General features: G+C 37.3%; 14 protein-coding genes. 5 read left to right on the top strand and 9 right to left on the bottom strand.

Annotated features, from left to right (window positions below; all coding sequences use genetic code 11):
• The first annotated feature begins 27 nt into the window (after positions 1-27).
• Together AB9L17_RS19805 and AB9L17_RS19800 are read left to right on the top strand one after the other, a co-directional pair.
• Positions 28-207 (top strand): hypothetical protein, encoded by a 180-nt coding sequence (locus AB9L17_RS19805; RefSeq protein ID WP_068985300.1) that lies wholly within the window; start codon positions 28-30, stop codon positions 205-207.
• Between the two features lie 58 nt (positions 208-265).
• Positions 266-733 (top strand): GNAT family N-acetyltransferase, encoded by a 468-nt coding sequence (locus AB9L17_RS19800; RefSeq protein ID WP_068985299.1) that lies wholly within the window; start codon positions 266-268, stop codon positions 731-733.
• A gap of 56 nt (positions 734-789) precedes the next feature.
• On the opposite strand, the gene mnhG is transcribed toward AB9L17_RS19800, so the two are convergent.
• Genes mnhG through AB9L17_RS19765 form a run of 7 tightly spaced genes read right to left on the bottom strand, consistent with a single transcriptional unit; the run spans position 790 to position 6,548 of the window.
• The gene (gene mnhG / locus AB9L17_RS19795; RefSeq protein WP_068985298.1) at positions 790-1,158 is read right to left on the bottom strand and encodes a monovalent cation/H(+) antiporter subunit G; all 369 of its coding nucleotides are present in this window, start codon (positions 1,156-1,158) and stop codon (positions 790-792) included.
• Positions 1,142-1,423, bottom strand: coding sequence for a Na(+)/H(+) antiporter subunit F1 (locus tag AB9L17_RS19790; protein WP_068985297.1), 282 nt, complete (start codon positions 1,421-1,423; stop codon positions 1,142-1,144). The genes mnhG and AB9L17_RS19790 overlap by 17 nt, the downstream gene beginning before the upstream one ends.
• Positions 1,420-1,899, bottom strand: a complete 480-nt coding sequence (locus AB9L17_RS19785; RefSeq protein WP_068985296.1) for a Na+/H+ antiporter subunit E — start codon at positions 1,897-1,899, stop codon at positions 1,420-1,422. The genes AB9L17_RS19790 and AB9L17_RS19785 overlap by 4 nt, the downstream gene beginning before the upstream one ends.
• A gap of 4 nt (positions 1,900-1,903) precedes the next feature.
• A complete protein-coding gene (locus tag AB9L17_RS19780) occupies positions 1,904-3,391 on the bottom strand; it encodes a Na+/H+ antiporter subunit D (protein WP_068985295.1) in 1,488 nt (495 codons plus the stop codon).
• Positions 3,384-3,725 carry a Na(+)/H(+) antiporter subunit C gene (locus AB9L17_RS19775; RefSeq protein WP_053593262.1) on the bottom strand — a complete coding sequence of 114 codons (342 nt, stop codon included), beginning with the start codon at positions 3,723-3,725 and terminating at the stop codon, positions 3,384-3,386. Before AB9L17_RS19775 ends, AB9L17_RS19780 begins: the two co-directional genes overlap by 8 nt.
• Positions 3,725-4,147 (bottom strand): Na(+)/H(+) antiporter subunit B, encoded by a 423-nt coding sequence (locus AB9L17_RS19770; protein WP_068985294.1) that lies wholly within the window; start codon positions 4,145-4,147, stop codon positions 3,725-3,727. The genes AB9L17_RS19775 and AB9L17_RS19770 overlap by 1 nt, the downstream gene beginning before the upstream one ends.
• Positions 4,134-6,548 (bottom strand): Na+/H+ antiporter subunit A, encoded by a 2,415-nt coding sequence (locus AB9L17_RS19765; protein ID WP_083227048.1) that lies wholly within the window; start codon positions 6,546-6,548, stop codon positions 4,134-4,136. Before AB9L17_RS19765 ends, AB9L17_RS19770 begins: the two co-directional genes overlap by 14 nt.
• 153 nt (positions 6,549-6,701) lie before the next feature.
• Between AB9L17_RS19765 and AB9L17_RS19760 the strand changes: the two genes are divergently transcribed.
• A complete protein-coding gene (locus AB9L17_RS19760; RefSeq protein ID WP_068985293.1) occupies positions 6,702-7,265 on the top strand; it encodes a DUF5366 family protein in 564 nt (187 codons plus the stop codon).
• A gap of 78 nt (positions 7,266-7,343) precedes the next feature.
• On the opposite strand, the gene AB9L17_RS19755 is transcribed toward AB9L17_RS19760, so the two are convergent.
• Positions 7,344-9,194 (bottom strand): transglycosylase domain-containing protein, encoded by a 1,851-nt coding sequence (locus AB9L17_RS19755; RefSeq protein WP_068985292.1) that lies wholly within the window; start codon positions 9,192-9,194, stop codon positions 7,344-7,346.
• A 409-nt stretch (positions 9,195-9,603) separates the two neighbouring features.
• On the opposite strand from AB9L17_RS19755, the gene AB9L17_RS19750 reads away from it, so the two are divergent.
• A complete protein-coding gene (locus tag AB9L17_RS19750) occupies positions 9,604-10,191 on the top strand; it encodes a peptidylprolyl isomerase (RefSeq protein ID WP_068985291.1) in 588 nt (195 codons plus the stop codon).
• 22 nt (positions 10,192-10,213) lie between these two features.
• Complete coding sequence (locus AB9L17_RS19745; protein ID WP_223555788.1) at positions 10,214-10,426, top strand: hypothetical protein; 213 nt, start codon at positions 10,214-10,216, stop codon at positions 10,424-10,426.
• Between the two features lie 223 nt (positions 10,427-10,649).
• On the opposite strand, the gene AB9L17_RS19740 is transcribed toward AB9L17_RS19745, so the two are convergent.
• Entirely contained in the window at positions 10,650-11,822 is a 1,173-nt protein-coding gene (locus AB9L17_RS19740; protein ID WP_375199671.1) for a MalY/PatB family protein, read from the bottom strand.

The following is an 11,822-nucleotide window of genomic DNA, read 5'->3' as shown; positions in this document are numbered from 1 at the left end:
TGATTGGAGTGGAGGCTGGGTGACTCCTTGGGGATTAGCGTCACAGATGAGACCCTGGAGCGAGCAACGCGAGTGAAGCGGCTCATCGGACGCCCCCAGGAAGCTCTGCTCTGCGCGAAAGCGAAGCGTCAGCGGCAAAGCGCCCAGTCGGAACGGAAATCAACCACACGTTATGGTGATGAACCCGAATTTTTCCATTTCTTATAGAGTTATTCCATTTGTTGTGAGATGATTTAATTATCAAATGTTATAGGAGATGAAAAAAATGAGCGTACATATTCAATTACTAACCAAAGATGATGTGAACCCGAAATTATTAAATGAAATAGTGGGACTGTGGAATGAAAATGCCATAGAAACGGCAGATAGTGAATTAGAGAAGAGTGAAAGACAAGGTATTCAGGAACAGCTAGAACAATATATTCAATCAAAATATGGGGTTATTTATATTGCAACTAATGACAACTATCAAATTATTGGTTTTGGAATGGCTTCGATAAAAAAAGATTTAATTTATGATATGAACTATGGCCAAATAGATGAAGTTTATGTAATACCTACTTATAGAAGACAGAAGGTTGCTAAACGTCTAGTAGATGATTTAGTGAATTGGATTGACGACGAGCACGATACTTCTGTAATAAATGTTTATGTAGATTTAGAAAATGACTTAGCATTAAACTTTTGGGAAGGGATCGGGTTAGAAAAAGAGTTTTTTATGCTATCCAAGTAATTAAAAAATGGCCAATGAAGTCTAGATGATTTCATTGGCCATATGTTTTAGATAAGTTATTTAATGCCTTGTTCCTTTTTCATTCGATCAATTTCAGGTCCTAGATCGTCACGTACTGTGCCTTTCCAAGGCTTTACGCCAGCGATGTATGAGGAGCGGGTCATAATATGTCCTCCAACAGGACCTGTAATGAACAGGAATAATATACCTAGCAAAATGCGGGGATTGAAGTGATCTTCAATCAGCCAAAAGTGAAAGAATACGCCAATGAGTACGCACATGACACCGAGCGTTGCACTTTTGGAAGCAGCGTGAGCACGTGTGTATAAATCAGGTAAACGGACAAGACCAATGGCTGTCACGACAATAAATAGCACCCCTATAGAAATGAAAAAGATAACTAAACTATTAGCGAGAATTGTCACGTTTAATGATATCTCCTTTCTCTATGAATTTAGAGAATGCAACAGTACCGATAAACGATAATATCGCTAACAATAAAATAATTTCAAGGAAGAAGCTTGTTTCAACCAATATTGAAAACAGTCCAATTAGCGAGATTACTGACACACCTAATGAATCCAATGCTACAACACGGTCAGATGCAGAAGGACCTTTAACCATTCGATAAACGACTGCAATCATCGATAAGCAAATCACTACAATCGCAGCAATAATAAACGTTGTCATGATTTACTCACCTCCAAAATTGCTTTCTCAAATGAATCTCGAATTGCTGCAATTGCTTCATCGACATCGCTAATATCGATCGCGTGTACATACAAAGTTTTTGCATCATCTGATACATGCACTACTACTGTACCAGGCGTTAAAGTAATAAGACTCGATAATAAAGTAATTTCCCATTCTTGTGTTAAAACAGTCGGATAGGCAAAGAATGCAGGCTGCATATTCAACTTAGGTTTTAAAACCACTTGAAGAACTTGAATATTCGCTAACACTAATTCCTTTAAAAAGAGTAAAGTTAGCTTAATAATTGCCCAGATACGGTAGACGTAAAGACGTGTAGTAAAAAATCTACGCATAATAATGATCAATATAATACCGAGAATGAACCCAACAATAAAGCCTGTTGCTGTGAAATTAGAAGAAAGGAACATCCAGACGAAGGCAAGTACAAAATTTAAAATAATTTGAAATGCCATAACTCTAATCCTCCTTCAATACAGCATCTATATAAATAGATGGATCATTTAAAAGTTTTGCGGCATCGTCCATGAATGGTGTAATCCATTCAGAGCCAACACCATATGCTACGGTAATGAGCACTAAAAGGACAGTAGGTACAAACAGTGTATGATAGACTTTTTTATCGACTGTACCCTTTGTTTCCTTTTCTTCACCCCAGAAGGCATAAAGGAAAATACGAATAACAGACAATAAAACGAGAAGTGATGAAGCTAAAATAAATATACTACTCCACATACTACCTGCCTCAAAACCACCCTGGACAATCAAGAGTTTTCCGACAAAGCCACTAAGTGGGGGAATTCCTGCTAAACCCAATGCAGCAATTAAATAGCACCAACCAAGAGCAGGATAGTTCTTCATAAGACCGCCCATTTTTCGTAAATCAGATGTGCCGGTAATGTAGATGATAATACCGATCAACATAAAGAGTGCTGCTTTAATAAGCATGTCATGAATTAAATAAAACATTGCCCCCTTTAGAGCAACCTCATTCATTTGAGATACACCGAATAAAATAACACCTACAGCAATGACGATGTTATAAATAATGATGAGCTTAACATCATAATAGGCAAGTGCGCCAATACAGCCTGCAATAATTGTTGCAATGGCTAATGCCATTAGTAAATCATGTGTATACGATAAATCATGAACAAAGAACAATGTATACGTTCGAGTAATCGCGTAAATACCGACCTTTGTTAGTAGTGCACCAAATAACGTTAACACGGGTATAGGTGCTGCCGCATAAGATGTTGGAAGCCAGAAGTATAGCGGGAAAATAGCCGCTTTTAACCCAAATACCATTAAAAATAGTACAGCTATAACAGTAATAATGCCTGGTTGATCGATTTCAGCAATTTTTACTGCAATATCTGCCATGTTTAATGTACCTACTACAGAGTAAAGGAGGGCAACTGTAATAACGAATAATGCAGATGAAATAACATTGATTAAAATATATTTAATGGAACCTTTAAGCTGCCCTTTTTCGCCACCGAGAACGATGAGTAAATACGAGGCCATTAACAATACTTCGAAGAACACGAAAAGGTTAAAAATATCACCTGTCGTAAATGCCCCATTAACCCCAGTTAAAATAAACATGATTCCAGGGTAATAAAAGAAGCGTTCACGTTCCTTTGTGATGGAACCAAAGCCATACCAAACAACAAAGAAGGTGATAAGCAACGTTGTTGTGACAAGTAATGCAGACACCATATCTGAAACCATCGTAATGCCATATGGCACAGGCCAATCCCCGAATGTCACCTTTTGAATACCATCATTTTTCACCTTTATTAGCAGTGAAATGGCTGATATAAGTGCAAGTCCTATACCAAGTAATGCGAATGAACGCTGATATTTTAAATTCTTTTGCCCAAACATTAAAATCATGCCGAAGAAGAACGGAATGATAATTGGTAGTAGAAGGAAGTTATTCATCCTCATCACTTCCTCTCATTAAACTTATATCATCTGTCTCGAGCTCCTGATAAGAACGGTAAGCAAGTACAAGGAAGAACGCTGTTACCCCAAAGCTAATAACAATGGCTGTTAAAATTAGCGCCTGTGGTAAAGGGTCTGCAAATGTTTTCGCCCCTTCTTTTAAAACAGGGGGTGCTTCACCGCCAAGTCCACCCATCGTTAAAATGAGAAGGTGGGCACCATGACTTAAAAGACCTGTCCCAATAATAATGCGCAATAAGCTTTTAGATAAGATTAAATAAACCGCTGCCATAAACAGAAAGCCGATGACAAACGCCATAATTATTTCCATTATTCATCCTCCCCAATTGTTTGAATAATGGTCATCGTAACGCCGACAACAACCAAATAGACACCGCTATCAAAAAGCATCGCCGTGTGTAATGACTGTTTGCCTAGAAGCGGTAAATCGAAATAATCAAAGAAATGTGTAAAAAACGGTTTGCCCAAAAACATAGGGAAAGCGGCCGTTGCAAAGGCTAGTAGTAAGCCAATTGCTGTTAAATACGTATAATTTATTGGTAATACCTTACGAACCGTATTTAAATCAAAGGCAAGGACTAAGAGCACAATGGCACTCGATGTTAACAATCCACCTACAAAGCCGCCCCCAGGAGTATAATGTCCAGCAAGAAAAATATGAATGGAGAAGAAGAAAATAATGAAGAATACAATTTTTGCTGTAAATTGTATAATTACATCATTTGTTTTCATGTGATTTCTCCTTTCTATTCATGCGTAGCTTGATCATTGCTAAAATGGCCATCCCAGCAATAGCTAACACTGTAATTTCAAATAATGTATCAAAGCCACGATAGTCTACTAAGATAACATTGACAATGTTTCCACCGCCGGCTTTTGAATAAACTGTTTCCTCGTAATACTTCGAAATAGATGGAATCAATTTTTGTGATTGTGCAGACAGCGCTACAAGAGTAACCATAACACCGACTGCAATTGAAACAATCGCGCGATTTAATTGGAATCTCATGCGTTCTTCTCGTTTACCAAGCTTAGGCAGATGATAAAACGCTAGTAAAAATAGTGCTACAGAAATCGTCTCAATGACAAGTTGTGTTAATGCTAAATCAGGAGCATTAAAAATAACGAAGAATAATGCCACTGTGTAGCCGACAGCGCCAAGACCTATAATGGCTGTTAAACGTGACTTTGCCAAAATTGTAATGGACGTTCCAATGACTAAAACTACAACTAAAATGATTTCGTAAGGACGAATAGGTGCAGTGTCTTGGAAGGAGACTGTAAAAGCATTTTTCACAAATAAAGAACCTATAACAATTGCTGCAATGCTACTAAACATATATAGCAGGTAGTGACGCATAGAGCCTGTCATATAAAGACGTGATACACGATTTAACCCAACATCTAGTCCGAGCATAATTTTGTCGTACGCATTATTTAATGTCAAAGCTCGTGGGAATTTTTCATAGATGTTCTGCCATTTCGGTAATGCTACAAACAAGAGAAACCCAATAATTACTATGCCAATTGTCATGAGTAATTCAGGTGTGATTTCACCATGCCAAGCAGACACATGAATATCAATATCCTTTGGTGAATCATATAAGAATGGTTGAATAGCTTGTACTGCTGGCTTTACAAAAGTATCACCAACAAAGTTTGGAATAAAGAATATTGTTACGACTAATGCTGCTAAAATCATTGGCGAAATTAGCATGCCAATTGGTGCCTCATGTGGTTTATGAGGTAATTTCTCTGGTGTATATTTACCAGTAAATGTTCTAAAGACAAAATAGAAACTATAGATAAATGTGAAAATACTAGCAACCCAAGCGATAATAGGGAAGAGTGCTCCCCACGTATCAAAGCCGAAAAATTCGAAATTTTGAAGTGCAAGCATGGCAGTTAAAAACATTTCCTTACTTAAGAAGCCATTAAATGGTGGTAGACCAGCCATTGATAAGCTTCCGATTGCTGCGACTGTGAAACTAAGCGGCATAATACTCATTAAACCACCGAGTTTACGAATATCACGCGTACCTGTTTCATGATCGACAATACCGGCAATCATAAATAAGCTACCTTTAAACGTCGCATGGTTTATAAGGTGGAAAATCGCCGCAAAAGCAGCAAATTTAATAGAATCTGTTGCTCCATTGCCATGAAACGCTACGGCACTAGCTCCAAGCAATGACATAATAAGTCCAAGCTGACTCACGGTAGAGAATGCAAGAATTCCTTTTAAATCTGTTTGTTTCACTGCAAAGAAAGATCCCCAGAATAAAGTTAAGATACCAACGCCTGTAACAAGCCATATCCAAAGTTCAGAAACAGCAAAAATCGGTGTAAAACGTGCAACTAAATAAATACCTGCTTTTACCATTGTTGCGGAGTGAAGGTATGCACTAACTGGTGTTGGCGCTTCCATTGCATCTGGTAGCCAAATGTAGAATGGGAATTGTGCGGATTTCGTAAAGGCACCTAGAAGTATTAAAACGAGCGACCATGTGAATAACGGATCCTGCACTAAATTAGGTGCCATGACAATAAGTTCACGGATTGAATACGTTTCTCCCATTAAATAAAGAAGGACAAATCCTCCCAACATCATTAAGCCGCCACCGACCGTAATCATCATAGACTTAAGTGCACCAAGGCGAGAGGCATCACGGTTATACCAGTAACCGATTAGTAAAAATGATGAAATAGATGTTAGCTCCCAGAAAAAGTACAAAGTAATTAAATGATCCGACTGAACTACTCCAAGCATCGCGGTCATAAATAATAATAAATAAACATAAAAATTATGTAATTTTTCTTTATGTTTGTCTAAATAAAAAATCGAGTAAAGTACGACCAATGAACCAATTCCAGTAATTAGTAATGAGAATAGCAAGCTAAGTCCATCTATATAAGAAACGATGGAAATATCGAGCGATGGAATCCAAGGAAGCTCTTCAAGAAATACTTCACCATCTGCTACTTTTGGGATATAAGAGGCGTAAATAATCGCAAGTGTAGCAGGTACTGCAAGAACAAACCAGCCTGTATGAATATTTTTAATGCTTTTATATAAAAATGGCACAAATATTGCGGCAAGCATTGGAATGAAAATATAAAGTACTTGTAACAAAAAAATCCTCCTTTATGCAGGTAGTATGTCAATTATAACGTACTTTTTGTATGAATGCATATGCACTAATAGGATTTAACTTGCGATAGTGGAAGAAATTTGGCTATATTATAAATAGGAAGTTATCAATAGAATCAGAGGAAAAAAAATTTTATGAAGAACCCTTATATTTATGGTTATTTACCATTAATTACAATTTTGTTATTCAGTTTAACATTTGGGATGTATGCTGTAAGTGAATCGTTGCAAATTTTTCAAGCAATTGGCGTATATTCTGGCATGCGTGAATTTTTATCCGATTTCGAACTACGTGTTTTTTTGCTTATTGTCTTTGCTGTCATCTTTTTTATGCTATTTTCAGCACTAAAATTAGTAGGGGAAACTATTCACGAGCTGGGAATGTTATTTTTCTCAAAAGACAATGAAGGTGCGACAGTTCATCAAGCACGAGGCGGTTACATAATTTTAGTTGTCGGTGCAATATGCTCAGCCTTTGCTATTCAATTTATTTATATTTTAATTGGGATTTTTGTCTTAACTGTCTTTATTTATTTTATTTATCTTATTTATAAAATGAGCCACTTTATGTCTATGAGTGGAACGATTGGGCTACTAGTTTTTGAGCTTTTTACTTGGACAATATTATTATCACTTTTAGTTTACGTCGTTTTAAAATTGTATAATGGCATTTTGGCGAGTTTACCGTTTGCTAATTAAATAGCAACTTAAACAATGAAAGGAGCAGCCCTAGAGTGATGGATGTCACAAAGGGCTGCTCCTTTTAATCGAGAATCTTTATTCTATCAATACATTAAATAGCTGATGATGAATCTTATAAGCTTCTAAGTTTTCCATAGATTGTGGCTTATCATAGCCGAGCCATACTGCTGCCGTATATTCATCATTTAATCCAGCAAGCCAGTAGTCACGATAGTTGTTTGTTGTTCCGGTTTTGGCACCTACATAATTACTTCTACTATAAACACCTTGTCCTGTACCATTCGCGACAACATCCGCAAGCAATGCACGCATATACTTTACCGTTTTCGGTGACCAAATTTGATCGCGTGCTGTATCCCAGCTGTAAAGCTCCGTTCCATCAGCTGCTGTCACTTTACGGATGCTATGGGCTAGTACATATGAGCCGTCTATAAAGCTCGTATAGGCATCTGCTAGCTCAAGTGCTGTAACACCATATGTTAATCCTCCTAACGAGGCAGCATAGTTATGATCTTTTTCAACGATGGAGCGGAAGTTAAAGCGATCTAAATAACTAAAGGCTGTTTCAATCCCAACTGTGTTAAAGAGACGGAGAGCCGATGTATTGTAGCTATATCGAAATGCTGTCCGAATTGATACGTCACCGTACGTAAAGCCTCCATAGTTTTGTGGACAAAATGAACCGACACAATAACTGCCACCACTGACTGTAGAATCTGGTGTGTATGTTGTCGTTTCAAACAAAGGTGCATATACCGCTAGCGGTTTAAAGGCAGAGCCTGGCTGCCTTGTACCTTGAAAGGCTCGGTGAAAATCAAATTTTTCATAGTTTTTCCCCGCATAAAGACTAACGACTTCACGGGACTTATTATCAATAACTGCTCCAGCTGCTTGTAATTTGCCTGAACCTAGAATTGCCGTCATTTTTTTCTCATCATGTGCTTGTTTGTTAGGATCAAGTGCGGTATGAATCGTTAATCCATTTTGAAATAATGTATTAAGTCGCTTGTCTAACTGTGCTTTAATTTTTTTCTTTTCTTCCTCGCTTTGCGTTTTTGCAAGACGATCTGCATAGCCCTCTTTTTCTGCAACTAACCATCTAAGCTCTTGTAGAACGTAAGTGCTATACATAGGATAGTTTTGAACTTTATTCTTTACATTTAACGTGATTGTTTCAGCTTTATATGTAATAGCATCTTCTGTTGTTATAGCCCCACTCGCTGCAAGAGTATCTAATAACCGCTCCTGTCTCGCTTTTGTTTTATCAAAATTTTTTAAAGGGTTATAAAGTGAGGGGTTATTTGGGATGGCAGCAATAAATGCAATTTCAGCAACAGATAATTCTTGGAGTGGTTTCTGAAAGTAATATGTAGCTGCTCCACCGATTCCATAAACTTGATTGCTAAAATAGGATTCATTTAAATACATCGTTAATATCGCGTCTTTATCAAATTCTTTCTCAAGCTCATAGGAATAGAAAAGCTCAGTTAATTTTCGTTCATATGTTTTTTCATCGGATAAATAACGCATACGAACGAGCTGCTGTGTAATGGTACTACCACCTTGTGAAGAAGAATTTGTGTTTGAGTTGGCAACCATTGCACGAATGATCGCACTGAGGTCAAAGCCGATATGTTCATAAAAATTAGCGTCCTCACTTGCAATAAAAATTTCCTGGGCAATTTGTGGGATTTCTTGTAATGTTAGAGGTTGCCGCCATTCGACATATTCCTCGCTAAATGTTTCCCCGTTTTGGTCAATAAGTATTACTGGAAGCTGTGACTGTACTTCCGGTAAATGAATTGCGTCAACAATTTGCTCCTCATGCGCTTTTGCTGAATTGATCTCTGTCCTAATATGTGTACTAATCCACCAAAGGGCAGGTAAGGATAGTAAAATGATAAAAAAACCACAAGCCTTTTTCATATGTGCCTCCACTCTAAATATGGGTCATTCTACAGAATAACATAATTTGGATAGTTTCCAAATACTCGTTCGGACCTATTTGCACTTTATCGAAATTCTTAGATAGCTGTATTAAGAACTGTTGACATGTTTTATTTTTTTAGAGTTGGTTCATTATGGAAAAATGAAGATGGCATTTGACTATGTGTTGATTGGAGTGGAGGCTAGGCGACTCCAGAAAAGCGCCCAGTCGGAACGGAAATCAACCCAACGTTATGGTGATGAGCTAAAAAGGTAAAAGTGCATAAATCGTCAATACTTTGGTGAAGAAAACCATTAAGAAGTATGGTAGACTAAAATGAGGTCAGAAATGATATACTACTATCATTTACATGAAAACTGAAATTTTACATTTAAAGGAGAGACTTGAATGTTTCCACAATTAACAACAGAAGTACAAACAGGCGAAGTGCTTGTAGAAATGAAAACAACGTTAGGTGCCATCAAGATTAAATTATTCCCAGAGCATGCACCAAAAACTGTTGAAAACTTCTTAGGTCATGCAAAATCAGGTTACTATAACGACATCATTTTCCACCGTGTAATCCAAGACTTTATGATTCAAGGTGGTGACCCAACTGGTACAGGTATGGGTGGCGAATCAATTTGGGGTAACTCTTTCGAGGATGAGTTTTCTGATAATGTATTTAACCTTCGCGGTGCTCTTTCAATGGCAAATGCAGGTCCAAACACAAATGGTTCACAATTCTTTATCGTTCAAATGAAGCACCTTCCAAGTGATATGCTTCGCCAATTACAAGGTGCGGGCTTCCCAGAAGAAATTATTGAAGCCTATGCTCAAAATGGTGGTACACCTTGGTTAGACCATAAACATACAGTATTTGGTCATGTTGTTGAAGGAATGGACATTGTAGACAAAATCGCAGATGTAGAAAAAGACTTCCGTGATAAACCGTTAGAAGATGTGAAAATTGAGTCAATTACAGTTTTTGAATAATAATTGTAAGGACGTGTAAAACATGGAACATTTAATGTATCAATTTTTATATTTCCCAGAAGATAAATCAGGCTATATTCCTGCAGCTTTTGAATTTTTATTAATGCTTATTTTATGTATTATTGTCTTTATTGCTTTCCGTAAAATTTCTAAAAAACAAGAAATGAAAACAAAGGAAATCGAAGCACGTATTCTAGCTGAGAGAAAAAATACAAACAATCAGCAAAATATTTAAAGTGTAGAAAGCCAGATGCCTCGCAGTCAAAAATGACTGTGAGGTAATTTTTTTAGGATTTCTAACTGTTTTAAAAGTGGTAAAGCAAACGAGTACAAGCGATAAATATCTCTATGAAAACGTCGATATTACTACCTTTTCATTATTTGGGATAACAAACTTTTATTTCTAAACATAAAAAGGATATCTCCGAACAACTCGAGATATCCTGTACAATTTATTGTTATGCCTGTAGTGCTTGCTTAAAGCGTTGAACACCATCTTTAATTGTGTCAAATGAGCAAGCAACATTCATACGCAAGAAGCCGCGGCCTTCTTCGCCATATTTTGTCCCTTGCTCTAATGCAAGTTTGCCATCTTCTAGCAAGCGTTTCATGATTTCCTTTTCGTCAAGTCCTAATTCTCGATAATCAATCCAAAGCAAATAAGCGCCCTGAGGTTTTGTAATATGAATACCAGGTAATTGTTCTAATTCAGCAATGACATAGTCCATATTATTAGAAATATAAGTAAGCATTTCTTCTAACCATGGAGACCCCTCTGTATAAGCAGCCTGAAGTGTAACCGAAGCAAAGGTATTTAAGGAGCCTTGCCCACTAGCCATATTCACTGCCTCTAGCAACATACGCTTTTTCTTATCCGTAACAATCATATAGGCAACCTGAATACCAGCTAAATTAAATGTTTTAGTTGGTGCCATGCATGTGACAATACGATCTATTTCATCCCCAGCAATTTTTGCTAGTGGCGTATGTTTTGAGCCATCTAACATCAAATCAGAATGAATTTCATCGGAAATAATGACTACATCATATTTTGCACAAAGGCGCACGATTTCCTTTAAAGTTGCTTCATCCCATACATAGCCCCCTGGATTATGCGGATTACACAATATGTAGGCTTTCACATTTTGAGCAAGTGCCTGTTCAAAAGCTTCAAAGTCATAGACAAATGTTCCGTCTTTTTCGACTAAAGGACAGCTTACTACCTCACGAGCATTACTTTTCGTTATGTTAAAGAATGGCGGATAGACTGGTGTGGAAATAAGTACTTTATCTCCAGGATTTGTTAGCGCTGTGATGCTATTTGCTAAAGCAGCGACAACACCGTTACAGAATAGAATAGATTGGTTTTCAATGTGCCAACCATGTCGAATAAATTGCCAGTCTACTATTGACTGTATGGCTTCCCCGCTTACAAAACTATAACCGAAAACAGTCTTTTCAGCATGCTTTTGTAGCGCCTTTGACACCGCTGCTGGTGCGGAAAAGTCCATATCGGCAATCCACATTGGCAGTATGTCTGATGCATCTTTTAATCCATAGACGTTTTCCATTGCGTCCCATTTTACAGAGTTTGTACAACGACGTTTATTAGTTTGATCGAAAATAGACAA

Origin of the sequence: Lysinibacillus sp. RS11, from assembly GCF_042019215.1 — a bacterium.
GTDB classification, from domain to species: domain Bacteria; phylum Bacillota; class Bacilli; order Bacillales_A; family Planococcaceae; genus Lysinibacillus; species Lysinibacillus xylanilyticus_A.
The sequence above is the reverse complement of the archived record's forward strand: the minus strand, read 5'-3'. Positions and strand labels throughout refer to the sequence as shown.